This window comes from Streptomyces sp. Ru71 (genome assembly GCF_002920535.1).
Taxonomy (GTDB): Bacteria; Actinomycetota; Actinomycetes; order Streptomycetales; family Streptomycetaceae; genus Streptomyces.
Genome location: NZ_PQSS01000016.1, coordinates 74,250 through 91,356, shown reverse-complemented (window position 1 = coordinate 91,356; position 17,107 = coordinate 74,250). Strand labels below are relative to the sequence as shown.

Sequence of the window (17,107 nt, the reverse complement as noted above, 5' to 3'; positions counted from 1 at the left end):
CGGATGGGCACCGCGGCCGCCTGCCCGCGCGGCAAGGCGCGCGGGAGCCGTGGTCGGCTGACGGTGTGTCAGCCCTTGGTGCCGCCGGCGGTGAGGCCGGTCACCAGGTTCTTCTGCACGAGGTAGAAGAACGCGGACACGGGTATCGCGATCAGGACCGCGGTGGCGGCCATCAGATTGCGCTGGGCGTCGTGCTCGCTGATGAAGCTCTGCAGGCCGACGGCGAGGGTGTACTTGCTGTCGTCCAGCATGAAGGTGGTGGCGAAGGCGACCTCACCGAAGGCGGTGATGAAGCTGTAGAAGCCGGCCACCGCCAGGCCCGGCCGGGCCAGCGGCAGGATGAGGCGCGCGAACGTGCCGAACGGGGTCAGGCCGTCGACGCGTCCGGCCTCGTCGATCTCGAACGGGATGGTGTCGAAGTAGCCCTTGAGCAGCCAGGCGCAGTACGGCACCGCGGTCGAGCAGTAGATGAGGATCAGACCGAGGTAGTTGTCGATCAGCTGCAGCTCGGACAGGATCTGGTACATCGGCACCATCAGCACGGCCACCGGGAACATCTGGGTGACCAGCAGGATCCACATGAACTTCCTGTAGCCCGGGAAGCGCATGCGGGAGACGGCGTAGCCGGTGGTGGCGGCGACGAGCACGCCTATGACGGTGGTGCCGAGCGAGACGATCAGCGAGCTCTTCAGCCAGTCGAAGAAGCTGGTGTGCTGCAGGACGAACGAGTAGTTGTCCAGCGTCATCTTCCCCCAGATCTTGCCGGGGTGCAGATAGTCGTCCTTGTCCGGGCCGAGGGAGAGGAACACCAGCCAGGCCACCGGGAACAGGGCGACGAGGCTCGCGAGGAGCAGCAGGCCGTGCGAGGCGAGGGTGGCGGCCAGGGAGCGCTCGCCGCGGCCGCGCGCCTTGCGGGGCGTGCCCGTGGAGGACTTCTCGGTCACCGCGGCGGAGGACTCGACAGTGGTCGTGGTCATGAGGGGAACTCCTGCCTCAGATCGCGAGCTGCTGGTCGTTGCGGTTGAGCCAGCGGCGGTAGAAGGAGGTGAAGACGATCAGGATGGCCAGCAGCAGCATGCCGTAGCTCGCGGACTGGGCGAAGTCACGCGGCTGCTGTCCGAAGCCGAGGTAGTAGGCCCAGGTGACGAGGATCTGGGCGTCCGGCGCGGAGGTCGAGCCGAACAGCAGGAAGATCACCGCGAACTGGTTGAAGGTCCAGATGATGCCGAGCAGCACCACGGTGGAGCTGACCGAGCGCAGTCCGGGCAGGGTGACGTAGCGGAACCGCTGCCAGGCGCTCGCGCCGTCCATCTCGGCGGCCTCGTACAGGGAGGCGTCGATGGACTGCAGGCCGCCGAGCAGGGAGACCATCATGAACGGCACACCGCACCAGGTGTTCACCATGATCGCGGCGAACCGCTGCCAGAAGGTGTCCTCCAGCCAGGCCGGCGAGGGCAGGTGCAGGGCGTCCAGGAAGGTGTTGATGACGCCGCCGTCGGAGAGCATGATCCGCCAGCCGAAGACGGTGACGAAGGTCGGCACGGCCCACGGGATGATCAGCATCAGCCGGTAGAAGGTGCGCCCGCGCAGCTTCTGGTTGAGCAGCAGCGCCAGGCCGAGGCCGATGGAGTAGTGCAGGGCGACGCACAGCGCGGTCCAGGCGATGGTCCAGATGAAGTGCGACCAGAAGCGGTCGTACGCCGTCGGGCCGAAGAGGATGTCCTGGTAGTTGTCCAGACCGATGAACTTGTAGGTGGCGTCGATGTGGTTGACGCCGATCGTGCGGGCGGTGTTGAGGCTGTTGGCGTCGGTGAGCGTGAGATAGAGGCCGTACACCAGCGGATAGAGGACGAGGACGCCGAGCACGACGGCCACGGGGGCGATCATGGCGTAGGCGTACCAGTGCTTCTGGTAGCTGTGCTTGAGACGTTGGGCCACTGTCATGGTTCTCGGCACCTTCGGAGACGATCAGGGAGTACGGCGCACAGGCCGGTGGCCGCCGGATCCCTCCCCCCGCTGCACGTGGGGGATCCGGCGGCCACGCGGGCTCACTTGCTGAAGTCCGGCACCAGCTTGGTGATGGCCAGCTCGGCGTTGCTCAGACCCTTGTCCAGGGACTCCTTGCCACCGGCGATCTTGGGCAGCTCGGTGTCCAGCGGGCCCCACAGGGAGCTGTACTCCGGCAGGGCCGGGCGGGGCTGGGCGGCGGGCAGGACCGTCTGGTAGCCGGCGATGCCCGGGTCGGCCTTGACCTCGGCGGTGTAGGCGTCGTCGCGCGTCGGCAGCGTGGAGTTCTTCAGCGCGATCTCGGTCTGCGACTTCGCGGAGGTCATGAAGTTGACGAACTTCAGCGCGGCCTTCTGGTGGGCGGCGTCGGAGCCGGCGTAGACCGAGAGGTTGTGGCCGCCGGTCGGGGCGCCCGCCTTGCCGGCGGAGCCGGCCGGGACGGTGGCGATGCCCAGGTTGGCCTTGTCCTTGAAGGCCGAGCCCTTGTAGAAGTTGGTGATCTCCCACGGGCCCTGGATGATCGCGGCCACCTTGCCGTTGACGAACGCGTCCTGGATGTGGGCGTAGGCGTCGGCGGTGGTGTCGGCCTTGTGCAGGCCCTTGCCGTCGAACAGGCTCAGCCAGGTGCTGTAGCCCTTCTTGGCGGCGGCGGAGGTGACGGTGATCTTCTTGCCGGCGGCGTCGACCGTGTCGGTGCCCTCGCCGTAGAGGTAGGGCTGGGCGTAGTAGGCCTGGGTGGAGCCCCAGTAGCCGTCGACGCCGGTCTTGTCCTTGACGGTGGCGGCGGCCTTCTTCAGGTCGTCCCAGGTCTTGGGCGCCTCGGTGATGCCGGCCTTGGCGAACAGCTGCTTGTTGTAGACGAGCGCCAGGGTGTCGGTGACCAGCGGCACGCCGTAGGTCTTGCCCTCGTACTGGGCCTGCTTGATCAGGCTGGGCTGGAACTTGGCCTGGTCGGCGAGGGCCTCGGTGCCGTCCAGCGGTAGGAAGTAGCCCTTCTTGGCGAAGGCCGGGGTCCAGCCGACCTCGGAGCGCAGCACGTCGGGGGCACCCTTGGAGCCGGCGGCGGTGTCGAACTTGTTCTGGGCCTGGTCGAACTGGACGTTGACGTAGTTGACCTTGATGTCCTTGTTCGCAGCCTCGAACTGCTTGATCAGGGCCTGGTACGTCGGCGCCTCGTTGGTGGCGTTGGAGGTGTCCCACCAGGTGATGGTGACCGGCCCGTCGGCCTTGTCGCCGCTGTCACTGCCGCCGCAGGCCGTCGCCGCCAGCGCGAGGGACGCCGCCAGCGCGGTGGCCGCTATGCCACGCCGCATGAGTTCTCCTTGAGGTGAAAGCCCGAGTGGTGCCGACCGCGTCTTTGCTTGCCGTCGGGCGACGAGAACGTAACAGCGATGTAAGCGTCACGAAAGACCTTGCAGCAAAAAAGTGCAAGGGATCTCCGAAGTTACCCGGGCGTGACCGGGCCTCGACCGACATGAGACCGCTGTGAGACTGTTGTTTACAGGGGTTGGGCAGGGCGGGGCCGCCTTGTGCAAGACTCTGCAAGCTCTTGCCACCGATTGCACGAGGGAGCGCGATGACGCAGCAGCCCACCGCGGGACGCCCGACGGCCCGCACCCGGCGCCCGGTCGGTGTGCAAGCCGGCATCCGGCCGGTACAGTCCAGTGCCGTGACCACACGGCTTGCCGACATCGCTGCGCAGGCGGGGGTGAGCGAAGCGACCGTCAGCCGCGTCCTCAACGGGAAGCCCGGCGTCGCCGCCACCACCCGTCAGTCCGTGCTGGCCGCACTCGACGTGCTCGGCTACGAACGCCCCGTCCGGCTGCGCCAGCGCAGCGCGGGCCTCGTCGGGCTGATCACCCCGGAGCTGGAGAACCCCATATTCCCGGCCCTGGCCCAGGTCATCGGCCAGGCGCTGACCCGCCAGGGCTACACCCCGGTGCTCGCCACCCAGACCCCCGGCGGCTCCACCGAGGACGAGCTGACCGAGATGCTCGTCGACCGCGGGGTGTCCGGCATCATCTACGTCTCCGGGCTGCACGCCGACACCACCGCCGACATGCAGCGCTACGAGCAGCTGCGCGCGCAGGGCGTGCCGTTCGTGCTCGTGGACGGCTTCTCGCCCAAGGTGGAGGCGCCGTTCATCTCCCCCGACGACCGTGCGGCGATGACCCTCGCGGTCACGCACCTGGCCTCGCTCGGCCACACCCGCATCGGCCTGGCGCTCGGCCCCAAGCGGTTCGTGCCGGTCCAGCGCAAGATCGAGGGCTTCGTACGGGCCATGCAGGAGCAGCTGGGCCTGGCACCGGACGTGATCGAGGCGGAGCTGGTCCAGCACTCCCTGTACACCCTGGAGGGCGGCCAGGCGGCGGCGACCGCGCTGATCGACCGCGCGTGCACGGCCGTGGTGTGCGCCAGCGACATGATGGCGCTCGGCGCCATACGGGCGGCCCGCCAGCGCGGCCTGGAGGTCCCGAAGGACATCTCGGTGGTCGGCTTCGACGACTCCCCGCTGATCGCCTTCACCGACCCGCCCCTGACGACGATCCGCAAGCCGGTCCCGGCCATGGGCCAGGCGGCCGTGCGCACGCTGCTGGAGGAGATCGGCGGCACGCCCGCCCCGCACAGCGAGTTCGTGTTCATGCCGGAGCTGGTGGTGCGCGGCTCGACCGCCTCCGCGCCCGGCGACCGCAACCGCCCGTAAGGGTCCACAGAGGGTGCAAATACTCCACAGGGTGTAGAAGGTGCGCTGTGGACCCGACCGGAGGATGATCGGTCGCAGAGGGCTTTTCTGGCAGAATTCGTGCTCATGGGTGACACGACCGTGACGACTCAGGAAGGCCGGGAAGCGGCCGTTCCGCAGGCCGTCGCGGCCACTTCGGGGCGGGGTCTGATCGGCCGGCTTCGCACCCCGCGGGCGCCGCGGCTGTGGTTCGAGATCCTTCTGATCGCGCTCAGTTACTGGACGTACTCCCTCATCCGCAACGCCGTGCCCGAGCAGCGCGGGCAGGCCCTGCGCAACGCGGACTGGATCTGGCATCTGGAGCACCAGTTCGGCCTGGCCGTCGAGCAGTCCGTGAACCATGCCGTGAACTCGGTGACTTGGCTGATCATCGGCATGAACTACTACTACGCCACGCTGCACTTCGTGGTGACGATCGGCGTACTGGTATGGCTCTACCGCGGCCATCCCGGCCGCTACGGTGCGGCCCGCCTGGTCCTGTTCGCCACGACCGGTGTCGCCCTGGTCGGTTACTACCTGTATCCGCTCGCACCGCCCCGGCTGATGACCGGCAGCCGCTTCATCGACACCGTCATGGTCCACCAGACGTGGGGCTCGATGGCCTCCGGCGACCTGAAGCACATGTCGAACCAGTACGCCGCCATGCCGTCCATGCACATCGGCTGGTCCCTGTGGTGCGGCCTGACGATCTTCGCGCTGGCCAAGGCGCCCTGGGCGCGCGTGCTGGGCCTGCTCTACCCGGCGGCGACCCTCCTGGTCATCGTCGCCACGGCCAACCACTTCTGGCTGGACGCGGTGGGCGGCGTGCTGTGCCTGACCTTCGGGTACGCGGTCGCGTGGCTCTGGTACGGCAGGCTGCCGTACGCGCTGCCGAGACAGGTGGCGGCGCGCACGGCCGACGAACCGCTCCCGGCGGCCGGCTAGCCCCCGTAGAACAGCTCCTCCACGACACCGCGCGCCCGCCGGGTCGTACGGCGGTAGGCGTCGAGCATGTCGCCCACGTGCCCGGGCCCGTATCCCAGATAGCGCCCGACGGCGGCCAGTTCGCGGCTCTCCGTGGGGAAGGTGTCCCCGGCCCGCCCGCGCACCAGCATGACCGCGTTGCGCACCCGGGTGGCCAGCACCCATGCCTCGTCCAGGATCTCCGCGTCCTCGGCGGACAGCAGCCCGGCCTCCCGGGCGGCGGCCAGCGCCTGCCGGGTCCGGGTGGTGCGCAGCCCCGGGACCTTCGCCGCGTGCCGCAGCTGCAGCACCTGCACCGTCCACTCGACGTCGGACAGCCCGCCCGGCCCGAGCTTGGTGTGCAGCTTGGGGTCGGCGCCGCGCGGCAGCCGCTCGGACTCCATGCGGGCCTTCAGCCGCCGGATCTCGCGCACCGCCTCCTCGTCGAGCCCGCCCGCCGGATACCGCAGCGGATCGATCAGCTCCACGAACCGGCGCCCCAGGTCCTCGTCCCCGGCGACCGGCTCGGCCCGCAGCAGCGCGTGCGACTCCCACACCAGGGACCAGCGGCGGTAGTAGGCCTCGTACGACTTCAGGGTGCGCACCAGCGGCCCCGACTTGCCCTCCGGGCGCAGATCGGCGTCGATCAGCAGCGGCGGGTCCAGGCTGGGGATCTGCAGCAGCCGGCGCATCTCGGCGACGACCTTGTTGGCGGCGTCCCCGGCCTCCCGCTCGTCGACGCCGTCCCGGGGCTCGTGGACGAACAGCACATCGGCGTCGGAGCCGTACCCGAGCTCGTGCCCGCCGAAGCGCCCCATGCCGATGACGGCGAACCGCGTGGGCAGCGTGTCCCCCCACCCCTCGCGCACGACGGCACGCAGCGTGCCGGCCAGGGTCGCGGCCGTCAGATCGGAGACGGCGGCGCCGACCCGGTCCACCAGGGCGCCCTGGTCGGCCTCGGCGGGCTGTGTCTCGGTGCCGTAGGACCCGACGATGTCCGCGGCGGCGGTCCGGAACAGCTCCCGGCGCCGCACGCCACGGGCCGCGGTGACACCCTGCTCGGCGTTCTCCGCGCGCCCCGCCGCCGCGAGGACCTCCTGCTCCAGATGGGCCCGGGAGCGCGGCGCGAGCCCGCCGCCGTCCCCGTCGCCGAGCAGCGCGACGGCCTCCGGGGCGCGCATCAGCAGGTCCGGGGCGAGCCGCCCGGCGGACAGCACCCGCGCCAGGTTCTCCGCGGCGGCCCCCTCGTCCCGCAGCAACCGCAGGTACCAGGGCGTCTTGCCCAGCGCGTCGGAGACCTTGCGGAAGTTGAGCAGCCCGGCGTCCGGATCGGCGGAGTCCGCGAACCAGCCCAGCAGCACCGGCAGCAGGGTGCGCTGGATGGCGGCCTTGCGGGTGACACCGGAGGCCAGCGCCTCCAGATGCCGCAGCGCGGCGGCGGGATCGGCGTACCCCAGGGCGATCAGCCGCTCGCGGGCCGCCTCCGGGCTCAGCCTCGCCTCTCCCGGCCCGAGCTGGGCGACGGCGTCGAGCAGCGGCCGGTAGAACAACTTCTCGTGCAGCCGGCGCACCACACCGGTGTGCCGCTTCCACTCACGCGTCAGCTCCGCCACCGGATCGGTGCGCAGGCCCAGCGAACGCCCGATGCGCCGCAGGTCGGCCTCGCCCTCCGGAACCAGGTGGGTGCGGCGCAGCCGGTACAGCTGGATGCGGTGCTCCATGGAGCGCAGGAACCGGTACGCCTCGTCGAGCTGCGTGGCGTCGGCCCGCCCGACATAGCCGCCGGCCGCGAGGGCCTGCAGGGCGGAGAGCGTCGTACCGCTGCGGAGCGACGCGTCGGCGCGGCCGTGCACGAGCTGCAGCAACTGCACGGCGAACTCGACGTCCCGCAGCCCCCCGGGCCCCAGCTTGAGCTCCCTCTCCACCTCGTCCGCGGGAATGTTCTCGACGACCCTCCGCCGCATCTTCTGCACGTCGGCGACGAAGTTCTCCCGCTCGGCGGCCTGCCAGACCAGCGGCTCCAGGGCCTCGACGTACGCCCGCCCCAGCTCGGCGTCCCCGGCGACCGGCCGGGCCTTGAGCAGCGCCTGGAACTCCCAGGTCTTGGCCCAGCGCTGGTAGTAGGCGAGATGGCTGGCCAGGGTCCGCACCAGCGGCCCGTTGCGCCCCTCGGGCCGCAGATTGGCGTCGACGGGCCAGATGGACCCCTCGACGGTGGACTCGGAGCAGATCCGCATCAGCTGCGAGGCGAGCCGCGTCGCGGACTTCAGCGCCTTGCCCTCCTCGGCCCCCTCGGCGGCCTCGGCGACGAAGATGACGTCCACGTCGGAGACGTAGTTCAGCTCGTGGCCGCCGCACTTGCCCATCGCGATCACGGCGAGCCGGCAGGCGGCGGCGTCCTCCGGCGCGGCCGCCTTGGCGATGGCCAGCGCCGCCCGCAGCGTCGCCGTCGCCAGGTCGGCCAGCTCGGCGGCGGTCTCGGCGACGTCCCGGGTACCGCAGACGTCACGGGCGGCGATGGACAGCAGGCAGCGCCGATAGGCGACGCGCAGCGACACGGGATCGACGGCCTCCCGCAGCCCGCGCTCGAACTCCACGAGCCCGGGGTGCAGGTCGGACGGCTCGTAGGTGACCAGGGCGTGCCAGTCCCTGGGGTGCCGGGCCAGATGGTCGGCCAGCGCGGCGGAGGCGCCGAGCACCCCCAGCAGCCGGTCCCGCAGCGGCTTGGCCGCTATGACCGTGTCCAGCAGCTCGCGCCGCGCCGTGGGGTCCGGCTGCGCCTCCAGCAGCCGCACCAGCCCGTGCAGGGCGAGATCGGGATCGGCGGTGGCCCCCAGCGCCTCCAGCAGCACCGGGTCACTGCGGACGGCGGCCAGCTCCGGGCCGTCCAGGAGGCGCTCGGCGGCGGACGGGTCGGTGAATCCGTGCCGCAGCAGCCGCGAAAAGGTACTGCTCCTGCGCCCCGGCACCGTCATCCCCGGCCTCCTTCACATCCAGGTGGTCCTATGGCCAGAGCCTATCCGCAGCCGCGAGGATGAGCCGGGTCCAGCAGCCAGGGTGCCGGGCTGCCGACGGGGGTTCCGGTTAAGCCACCCTGGCCTATGCACCCGGCGTTACGGCGGGCCACCCGCACCCGGCGCCGACTCGTACCCGGCACTGCAGCGGGCCGGGGGTGGGCAGCGCAGCTCGGCGCGACGAGGTGCCGCTGCGCCCACCCGTGCCGCCCCAGCGGCACGACTGCCCGCAGCTATGCGGATACGGGTGCCGCCCCGCGCGGCGGCCCGCGGCTAAGCCGACGACGGCCCGCAGTCGCCCACGGCGGGAAGGGGACGGGGTGGGGGGTGTCCGCCCGCAGCGGCCGGCACCGCCAACGGCACCCGTGTCGGGGACAGTGGGCCGGACCGAGGACGGATACCCCCCACCCCGGCCCCGACCCACCCACCGGACCGAAGGCGCTACACCAGCCGACCACCGGACAGTAACGGGCCGCCGCAGGCATTTCAGGGGCGCGGGGAACTGCGCGACCAGCCACAGCGCAACAGCAACGGGCCGCCGCAGGCACCCGCGAGCAACCACAACGCAACCCGCACAGGCCGCCGCAGGCACCCGCGAGCAACAGAACCCGGTGGCGAAGCCCCCCGATTTCCGGTTCGGTGGAGAGAAGCCGAAGGAGACCCCATGGACTTCACCCTCGAAGTGATCCCCCTCCCCGTCAGCGACATCGACCGAGCCCGCGACTTCTACCGCGACAAGGTCGGCTTCCACGTCGACATCGACACAGAGGTCATGCCCGGCATGCGGATCGTCCAGCTGACACCCCCCGGCTCCGGCTGCTCGATCGCCCTCGGCGACAGCATCTGGGAGATGACGAAGGGCCCCCGCCCGGCCCCGGGCTCCTACCAGGGCCTCCAGCTCTGCGTGGCCGACATCGAGGCCGCCCACGCCGAACTGGTGGAGCGCGGCCTGGACGTGTCCGACCCGGTGCGGTACGCCCCGGACGACGGCGCCACGTTCATGTACTTCACGGACCCCGACGGCAACGGCTGGGCCATCCAGGAGTACCGCCGCCGCGCCACGGAACCACTGCACCGCGTGCTGGCCGAGCTGGCCGCGCAGGCCACACAGCCCGCCACACAGTCAACGCACAGCCAGTAATTCACCAGCTCTTCACCCCCCGGGTTCAACAACGCGAGGCAAGGGAATGTTGACGCGTGCATGCTCTGTCCGCACCGCCAGCCCCGCCCGTCCCCACCTCGGAGGTTGATGTGTCCGGCAGTTCCGTGTACCGCCGCGCCCGTACCGCCCTCGCCTCGGCCACAGCCATGGCCGCCGCCGCGGTAGGCCTGTGGACCGGGCTCGGCGGTGAGTCCGCGCACGCCGCGGGCGCCGTGCCCACCCCGGACCACGTGGTCGTCGTGGTCTTCGAGAACCACTCCTACAGCCAGGTCATCGGCTCCTCCAGCGCCCCGTACATCAACTCGCTGAAGACCGGCGGCGCCAACCTCAGCCAGGCCTACGCCGAGACCCACCCGAGCCAGCCGAACTACTTCGCCCTGTTCTCCGGCTCCACCCAGGGCATCACCGACGACAGCTGCTACACCCCGGGCTTCTCCTCCGCCCCCAACCTCGCCTCCGAACTGCAGTCGGCCGGCAAGACCTGGGCCAGCTACAACGAGTCCCTGCCCAGCCAGGGCTCGACGACGTGCAGCAGCGGCAACTACGCCCGCAAGCACAACCCGTGGTTCGGCTTCAGCAACGTCCCCACCTCCACGGCGAAGACGTTCGGCCAGTTCCCGACCGACTACACCACCCTGCCCGACATCTCCTTCGTCGTCCCGAACCTGTGCAGCGACATGCACGACTGCTCGGTGTCCACCGGTGACACCTGGCTGAAGAACAACCTCGGCGCGTACGCGACCTGGGCCAAGACGCACAACAGCCTGCTCGTCGTCACCTTCGACGAGGACAACCGCCTGTCCGGCAACCGCATCCCGACGGTGTTCTACGGCCAGCCCGTCACCCCCGGCTCCTCCACGGCCACCACGTACAACCACTACGACCTGCTGCGCACCCTGGAGGACCTCAAGGGCCTGACCGCGCACGCGGGCAACGCGGCCTCCGCCAAGGACATCACCGGCATCTGGACCGCCTGACATGTACGTCGCGGACAGCCGCGCCGGCACCCCGGCGCCGGCGTCCGCGGACGGCGCCGCCCGGCCGACCGCCGGGCGGCGCCGTGCCGCGGTCGCCCCGACCGTCCTCGCGCTCGGCACGGTCAGCCTGATCACCGACGTGTCGTCGGAGATGGTGACCGCCGTCCTGCCGCTGTACCTGGTGGCGGGCCTCGGCCTGTCCCCGCTCGGCTTCGGGCTGCTGGACGGTGTCTACAACGGCTTCTCGGCGCTGATACGGCTTCTCGGCGGGCACTTCGCCGACCGCGGCGGGGGCCGGCACAAGTGGGTGGCGGGCCTCGGCTACGGCATCTCGGCGGCCTGCAAACCCCTTCTCCTCCTGGCGCACTCACTCACCCCCATCGGCCTGGTCCTGGCGGCCGACCGCACCGGCAAGGGCCTGCGGACCGCCCCGCGCGACGCGCTGATCTCGCTGTCCAGCACCCCCGAGACCCGTGGCCGCGCCTTCGGGGTGCACCGGGCGATGGACACCGCGGGCGCCCTGCTCGGCCCCCTCGTGGCGTTCTGGATCCTGCGGGCCACGGTGGACGGCTACGACGCGGTGTTCACGGTGAGCTTCTGCGTGGCGGCCGTGGGCGTGCTGGTACTCGTCCTGTTCGTCCCCGGCGGCCGTACGGCACCGGCCACACCCGACGAGACGCGCCCCACGCTGCGGGGCGCGGTCGGGCTCCTGCGCCAACGCGACCTGCGCCGCATCACGATCTGCGCCCTGATGCTGGGCCTGGCCACGGTCAGCGACTCCTTCGTCTATCTGCTGCTGCAGCGCCGCCTGGGCGTGTCCGACCGCTGGTTCGCGCTGCTGCCGCTGGGCACGGCGGCCGCGTTCCTGCTGCTGGCGGTGCCGGCGGGCCGGCTGGCGGACCGGGTGGGCCGCTGGCGGATGTTCCTGGCCGGACACGGCGCGCTGCTCACGGCGTACGCCCTGCTGCTGACGTCCTGGCACGGGAGCGCGCTGCCGTACGCGGTGCTGCTGCTGCACGGCGCCTTCTACGCGGCCACCGACGGGGTGCTGATGGCGGCGGCCTCGGACAGCGTGCCCGAGGCGCTGCGCTCCTCGGGGCTGGCGCTCGTGCAGACGGGCCAGGCGCTGGCCCGGTTCGCCTGCTCGCTGGCGTTCGGCGCGCTGTGGACGGTCTGGGGCGACCGCACGGCGCTGACGGCGTCGGCCCTCGCGCTGGCCCTGTGCGCAGCGTTCTCCTTCACCCTGCGCCCGACCACACCGCACCCGACCACAACGCTCCCGGACACCCAGCGCCCGAAAGGCACCGCATGACCGCCCGTACCCGCATCCTGGTCCTGCTCGCCGCCGTCGCCGTACTGGCGGGGGTCGGGGTCGCGTCGGTGCTGCACGCCTCGGCCCGGGCGGAGCGGCGGGACCAGGCCCAGCCCGGCGGGCCGAGGGTGAGCCGGGGCCCGCTCACGCTGAGCGACCGCCACCGCGTGATCTTCCGCAACATGGCATGGGGCCCGCACCGCGACGAGCTGACCGGCGTGCCGGCCGCCGACCCCACGGGCCCGCGCACCGCCTCCGGCGTGAAGTGCCTGCGCTTCCACGCCGCCGCCGGCACCGGTGTGTGTCTGCAGGCGGTGCACGGTCCGGTGTCCGACACCTACCGAGCCGTACTCCTCGACGCCCGCCTGAAGGAGACGCACCACTACGACGTCCCCGGCATCCCGTCCCGCGCCCGGGTGTCGCCGAGCGGGCACTTCGCGGCCTGGACGGCGTTCGTGGGCGGCGACTCCTACGCGGGGACGAACTTCTCCACGCGCGCGGCGATCGTGGACGTGCGCACGGGGACGCTGATCCCGTCGCTGGAGTCGTTCCGGATCGTCAAGGACGGCCACCGCTACCGCGCGGCGGACGTGAACTTCTGGGGGGTGACGTTCGCCGCCGACGACCGCACCTTCTACGCGACGCTGGCCACGAAGGGCCGGACCTACCTGGTGCGCGGCGACCTGAACGCCCGTACGGTCACCACGCTGCGCACGAACGTGGAGTGCCCGTCCCTGTCCCCCGACGGCACCCGGATCGCCTTCAAGAAGCGGGTGCCGGGCCTGCCGAAGGACGCCCCGTGGCGGCTGTACGTCCTGGACCTGCGCACGCTGCGCGAGACCCCGCTGGCCGAGTCGCGCAGCGTCGACGACCAGGCGGTCTGGCGCGACGACCACACCCTGGTCTACGCCCTGCCCGGCGACTACGGCGCCGACCTCTACCAGGTCCCGGCCGACGGCACGGGAAAGCCGCGGCGCCTCAGCACCGCGGCGGTGTCCCCGGCATTCCTCCCTTAAGGGTTCTGTCCGGGCGGGGCGTGGCCGGCGGGGTTCTGGTTCTCGGTGTTCTGCGTCAGCCCGCCGCCCGTACAGGTCGGCTGCTGGCCACCGGGTTCATTGCCTCCGTTGTTGGTGCAGGAGACGTCTTCCTGGTGAATCTTGGCGTCGGCGACGCCGGCGCTGCCGAGACCTAGGGCGACGACAGCGGCACCGGCTCCGATCGCTGTCGCGATCCGCCGCGCGGTGAGTCCGGCCGACATGGTGCTGGGCCTCCTGTCCTGCTCTGAGATGTGACGCGACCCACGCTTGTCACATCGAACCGGACAGTCAAGACATATGCCACTGGCATTTTCGAACAGTCCCGCGCACCACACCACGGCACACGGGACGGCTCAGCGACACAGCACCCGGAAACGGCTCACATCACAGCACCGGCAGGTTCTTCCGCAACTCGAACGCGGTGACCTCGCTGCGGTACTCCTCCCACTCCGAGCGCTTGTTGCGCAGGAAGAGACGTCGACCCTTAGCGACCTCGGACAATCAACGCCAGCACGGCGGCGACCTGCGATGGAACGCTACTCGTTGGTCGTCGTTGGTCACTGCGGGCTGCCCTTCGACGGCCCATGGACGGCCCCGACGGAGACTCGACACCGCAGACTCGCAGGCCCTCAGAAGTCCAAACGACCCGAGGCGCTCCTCAGCAGTTCTCGCGCGGCCTTCTCGGTCAAACTGCCGTCCCTGACCATGCGGAGCAGCCGGAAGAGCTGCACTGTATCTAGCAGCAGACCGTTGGCAGCCCCGAACGCATTCACGTCCTCATCTTTACCGTGCAGCGCTCGTTGACGAGTCGAAGGGTCCCGCTTGGCGAATTGGTTCACGATATACCAACACGCATCTGGATTACGTCCCGTCCTGGCGGTGTAACGCATGTTGAAGCGCAGAAACTGCGTCATCCCTTCGGTCTTGGCCCCTCGGGTGTAACCCTTAACCTCACCCAGCGCAATCCACGTCGGATGCTCAGGATCCTTGATGTGCAAATCTTCCAGGTGATCGTCTGGCGAGGCACTATCGTCGGCATCAATAACCGTAAATCCGAGTTCGCGCAGGACACGAATAACCACCTGCTTCAATTCATCAGACTGAGCAGTGAGCAGAGCGCGCTCATATCTGTCAGCAGACTCACGAGCCACGCCTAGACGACTACGCAGTTCGGCCTCGACCTTTTGGAGACGATCGAGTTGCTCGGCCCGCTCCCTTTCAACCTCTGCGATCTGCGCCTTAAGGGTTAGTTCTTCTTGTGTAAGCCAAGCGTCTCGCGACGACCAGTCTGGTACGCCCGGGAAGCGCTCGGGCGCCAAACCGTTCCATTCACCCAAAGCGGCTTGCACCCAAGCACAGAGGTCCGGAGTGTCGGGGGGCAGCAGCCAGGCTTCGGAAGAATGACTACGCGCATATCTTCCCGCGAGCGGGGCTTGGTCTGCCGTCGCAATGAACGGAGTGATATTGGGGGCAGGCTCACTAACTGGAGGCGATGCCCGCTGGTGCTCAAAAATCCAATGAGATGAACGTTGCACAATGACAGGCTCAAGCTTCTCATGGACCAAAGTCGCGATGCGTTCTGGCAGGTTTCGCATGCGCTGGATCTCTTGGCAGATCACGCCAGACCGTGCCGATATCGAGCTCACCCATCCAGGGCGCTGTTCTGCCGTAAATATGAAGACATCGGAGGGAGTGCGGTGCACTACAAAAAGATGCGGATCAACCCGAGTAACGCCGAGATACTGCTGACTTTCTTCACAGCCCTGATCCGTAACCAGTATGTCCCACTCAGCCTGCCGCACTTGCCTGAGGCTCTTAATATACCGAGACGTCGGGCAGAGTTTGAGAAGCTCCGCCACTAGCCCTTCCTCTTTCCAAAAACCCCAGACCAGCAATCTCGGACGAGGACTGGTGTTGACTACCGCCCCGCCTTCAACTTCCTGTACCACGATCCCACCCCAAGTTGCTCCCAGTGCCCCTTATTGTGCCGTCTCTCGGCGGCTTCCGCCGCCTGATTCTCGTGTGAGCCTCAGAGGGCCACACCAAGAGGGCTCCGCTCGCTCCGTCGCGGCGTCACGTCGCGGGAGCGCCTACCTCTCTCCTCACCGCCTCTGTACCTTGAGGTGGGCCCCTTCAACAGCAGGAGGCAGCACGCAATGCGTGGTCTCGGAGATCACCTGAGCACCGGCGAGCGGATCGCGTTCTACCGCAGGCGCCGGGGTTACACGCAAGAGGTACTGGCCGGCCTCGTCGGCCGAAGCGCCGATTGGCTGGCGAAGATTGAGACTGGGCGGAGGAAGCCGCCCCGCATCGACATGCTCGCGGATTTGGCGCGCATCTTGCGGGTGCCCCTCGGGGACCTGCTCGGCCAGACGGTGCTCATGGAGGACGAGCGACAGCAGGATGACGTTCCCGCCGTGCGCGACGCGCTCATGAGCCCCCGCCGACTGTCCGCCTGCTCTTCGGCCCTGAGGCCGAGGTGCAGCTGCCCACACCTGCGCCCGTGGCCGTGCGTGTGGAGCAAGCATGGAACGACTACCAGGGCGGGCGGCTCGGCAGCGTCATCGCCACACTCCCTGCGCTGCTACAGACTGCGCATTGCTCATGCCGGGTCAGGTTCTCGGCGAGCTTGCGCCGCTTGCGATGCCGAGCAGGACCAGGCCGCTGATGCCCATGCCCGCGCTGACGGCGTCCCCGCTGACCACCGACGAGACGCTGACCGCCGACTACGCCAAGGGACGCGCCCCGTGGGGGCAGGACCTGCGCGGGGACGCGGCGGCCCTGAGCCTGTATCAGCGGCACCTGCTCATCACCGGTCTGTCCAACCAGGGCAAGACCGCCGCCCTGCGGGCACTGGCCCTGTGGCTGGCCCTGGACCGGTCGGTGGAGTTCTGGATCGGTGACCTCAAGGGCCTGAAGGACTGGAAGATGTTCGACGGCATCGCCGGCGTCCTCATCATGGGCCCGACGGATGACCACGTCATCCAGGTGACCGAGATGGTGGAGAACGGCGTGGAGGAGATGAACCGCCGCCTCCAGGCGCCCGCCGGCACCGAGTTCCCGCCGCTGGTCATCATCGTCGACGAGGCGCAGGTGGCGTTCATGTGCCCGGCGGTCGACGAGGAGAAGCGCCCCTACGGCGGGCAGCGGTCGACCAGCCGCTACTTCAACGCCGCCCGCAAGATCCACAACCAGGGCCGTACGGTCAACGTCCTGCTGTGGCAAGGCACCCAGGACCCCACCGACCAGAACCTGCCCAAGCTGGTCCGCGAGGGCGCCCACACCCGCGCCGCGCTCGCCCTCGGCACGGAGTCCCAGGCGCGGATGGCGCTGGGGGACAAGGCCGTCAACAGCGGCGCCGCCCCGCACCTGCTGCGCCAGGGCCTGGACAAGGGCACCGTCGTGGTCGCCTCAGACGGCATCGCCATCCCGGCCGGCCAGTCCTCCATCACGGTGCGCACCCACTACATCGACGATGACGCCGCCGCCGAGATCGCCGAGCGCGCCAAGCGGCTGCGCGACGGCGTGACCACCCTGCGGGTCATCGACCGGAGCGAGGAGCGCGACCCGCTCGCCGACATCCACTCCGTGTTCGGCGAGACGCAGCGGCTGGTCACCCAGGACGTGCTCAAGCGACTGTCCGCGCTCAACCCGGACGCCTACGGCCGGTGGACGTTCACCGACCTGCGCCGCGTGCTGGAGGACACCGGCGCGGAGCCCTACAAGTCCGACGGCCGCATGGTCGTCGCCCGCGACCGCGTCACCCGCGCCCTCGCCAACCGCGACGCCGACGGTTCCGCTTCCGCCTCCTGACCCCAGGGAGGCGAACCCCGCCCGGGGCAGGGAGGCAGGGAGGCAGGGAGAACTCCCTAACCCCCTCCCTGACCCGCCTCCCTTGCCATGACCAGCACAA

12 protein-coding genes and 3 pseudogenes are annotated in these 17,107 nt (G+C 69.8%); 8 read left to right on the top strand and 7 right to left on the bottom strand.

Annotated elements, in window-relative coordinates:
* Window positions 1-68: 68 nt before the first annotated feature.
* The 3 genes from C3489_RS13050 to C3489_RS13040 all read right to left on the bottom strand — a co-directional run bounded on the left by C3489_RS13050 (window position 69) and on the right by C3489_RS13040 (window position 3,320).
* Complete coding sequence (locus C3489_RS13050) at window positions 69-977, bottom strand: sugar ABC transporter permease (RefSeq protein WP_103781934.1); 909 nt, start codon at window positions 975-977, stop codon at window positions 69-71.
* Window positions 978-993: 16 nt separating this feature from the next.
* Window positions 994-1,944 (bottom strand): carbohydrate ABC transporter permease, encoded by a 951-nt coding sequence (locus C3489_RS13045; protein ID WP_103781933.1) that lies wholly within the window; start codon window positions 1,942-1,944, stop codon window positions 994-996.
* Between the two features lie 104 nt (window positions 1,945-2,048).
* Window positions 2,049-3,320 carry an extracellular solute-binding protein gene (locus C3489_RS13040; protein ID WP_103781932.1) on the bottom strand — a complete coding sequence of 424 codons (1,272 nt, stop codon included), beginning with the start codon at window positions 3,318-3,320 and terminating at the stop codon, window positions 2,049-2,051.
* 356 nt (window positions 3,321-3,676) lie between these two features.
* Between C3489_RS13040 and C3489_RS13035 the strand changes: the two genes are divergently transcribed.
* Both C3489_RS13035 and C3489_RS13030 read left to right on the top strand, forming a co-directional pair.
* Window positions 3,677-4,711 (top strand): LacI family DNA-binding transcriptional regulator, encoded by a 1,035-nt coding sequence (locus C3489_RS13035; protein ID WP_103781962.1) that lies wholly within the window; start codon window positions 3,677-3,679, stop codon window positions 4,709-4,711.
* Between the two features lie 105 nt (window positions 4,712-4,816).
* Complete coding sequence (locus tag C3489_RS13030) at window positions 4,817-5,674, top strand: phosphatase PAP2 family protein (protein WP_103781961.1); 858 nt, start codon at window positions 4,817-4,819, stop codon at window positions 5,672-5,674.
* Here the strand turns inward: C3489_RS13030 and C3489_RS13025 are convergent.
* A complete protein-coding gene (locus tag C3489_RS13025) occupies window positions 5,671-8,667 on the bottom strand; it encodes a bifunctional [glutamine synthetase] adenylyltransferase/[glutamine synthetase]-adenylyl-L-tyrosine phosphorylase (RefSeq protein ID WP_103781931.1) in 2,997 nt (998 codons plus the stop codon). The two genes, C3489_RS13030 and C3489_RS13025, sit on opposite strands and share 4 nt — an antisense overlap.
* A gap of 703 nt (window positions 8,668-9,370) precedes the next feature.
* Here C3489_RS13025 and C3489_RS13015 point away from each other — a divergent pair.
* The 4 genes from C3489_RS13015 (at window position 9,371) to C3489_RS13000 (ending at window position 13,173) form a co-directional block, all read left to right on the top strand.
* Window positions 9,371-9,847 (top strand): VOC family protein, encoded by a 477-nt coding sequence (locus C3489_RS13015; RefSeq protein ID WP_103781930.1) that lies wholly within the window; start codon window positions 9,371-9,373, stop codon window positions 9,845-9,847.
* 110 nt (window positions 9,848-9,957) lie between these two features.
* The gene (locus C3489_RS13010) at window positions 9,958-10,845 is read left to right on the top strand and encodes an alkaline phosphatase family protein (RefSeq protein ID WP_103781929.1); all 888 of its coding nucleotides are present in this window, start codon (window positions 9,958-9,960) and stop codon (window positions 10,843-10,845) included.
* Window position 10,846: 1 nt separating this feature from the next.
* On the top strand, window positions 10,847-12,157 hold the full coding sequence (locus tag C3489_RS13005) for an MFS transporter (RefSeq protein WP_103781928.1): 1,311 nt from the start codon (window positions 10,847-10,849) through the stop codon (window positions 12,155-12,157).
* Entirely contained in the window at window positions 12,154-13,173 is a 1,020-nt protein-coding gene (locus C3489_RS13000; RefSeq protein ID WP_103781927.1) for a TolB-like translocation protein, read from the top strand. Before C3489_RS13005 ends, C3489_RS13000 begins: the two co-directional genes overlap by 4 nt.
* On the opposite strand, the gene C3489_RS12995 is transcribed toward C3489_RS13000, so the two are convergent.
* From C3489_RS12995 to C3489_RS38345, 3 genes and pseudogenes are all read right to left on the bottom strand, one after another.
* A complete protein-coding gene (locus tag C3489_RS12995) occupies window positions 13,170-13,415 on the bottom strand; it encodes a hypothetical protein (RefSeq protein ID WP_103781926.1) in 246 nt (81 codons plus the stop codon). The two genes, C3489_RS13000 and C3489_RS12995, sit on opposite strands and share 4 nt — an antisense overlap.
* Window positions 13,416-13,578: 163 nt before the next feature.
* Window positions 13,579-13,665 (bottom strand): annotated as a pseudogene (locus C3489_RS12990) (glutamine synthetase); the annotation flags it as partial.
* A 158-nt stretch (window positions 13,666-13,823) separates the two neighbouring features.
* The gene (locus tag C3489_RS38345) at window positions 13,824-15,053 is read right to left on the bottom strand and encodes a hypothetical protein (protein ID WP_146075314.1); all 1,230 of its coding nucleotides are present in this window, start codon (window positions 15,051-15,053) and stop codon (window positions 13,824-13,826) included.
* A 297-nt stretch (window positions 15,054-15,350) separates the two neighbouring features.
* Here C3489_RS38345 and C3489_RS39350 point away from each other — a divergent pair.
* Together C3489_RS39350 and C3489_RS12980 are read left to right on the top strand one after the other, a co-directional pair.
* Window positions 15,351-15,497 (top strand): annotated as a pseudogene (locus C3489_RS39350) (helix-turn-helix domain-containing protein); the annotation flags it as partial.
* Between the two features lie 388 nt (window positions 15,498-15,885).
* Window positions 15,886-17,007, top strand: a pseudogene (locus C3489_RS12980) (ATP-binding protein); the annotation flags it as partial.
* Between the last annotated feature and the right edge of the window lie 100 nt (window positions 17,008-17,107).

What these genes read in the sequence shown, in the direction of transcription:
- C3489_RS13050 (WP_103781934.1), bottom strand. Translation starts at nt 977, where the DNA reads ATGACCACGACCACTGTCGAGTCCTCCGCCGCGGTGACCGAGAAGTCC.
- C3489_RS13005 (WP_103781928.1), top strand. Translation starts at nt 10,847, where the DNA reads ATGTACGTCGCGGACAGCCGCGCCGGCACCCCGGCGCCGGCGTCCGCG.
- C3489_RS13025 (WP_103781931.1), bottom strand. Translation starts at nt 8,667, where the DNA reads ATGACGGTGCCGGGGCGCAGGAGCAGTACCTTTTCGCGGCTGCTGCGG.
- C3489_RS13000 (WP_103781927.1), top strand. Translation starts at nt 12,154, where the DNA reads ATGACCGCCCGTACCCGCATCCTGGTCCTGCTCGCCGCCGTCGCCGTA.
- C3489_RS13015 (WP_103781930.1), top strand. Translation starts at nt 9,371, where the DNA reads ATGGACTTCACCCTCGAAGTGATCCCCCTCCCCGTCAGCGACATCGAC.
- C3489_RS13030 (WP_103781961.1), top strand. Translation starts at nt 4,817, where the DNA reads ATGGGTGACACGACCGTGACGACTCAGGAAGGCCGGGAAGCGGCCGTT.
- C3489_RS13045 (WP_103781933.1), bottom strand. Translation starts at nt 1,944, where the DNA reads ATGACAGTGGCCCAACGTCTCAAGCACAGCTACCAGAAGCACTGGTAC.
- C3489_RS12995 (WP_103781926.1), bottom strand. Translation starts at nt 13,415, where the DNA reads ATGTCGGCCGGACTCACCGCGCGGCGGATCGCGACAGCGATCGGAGCC.
- C3489_RS13040 (WP_103781932.1), bottom strand. Translation starts at nt 3,320, where the DNA reads ATGCGGCGTGGCATAGCGGCCACCGCGCTGGCGGCGTCCCTCGCGCTG.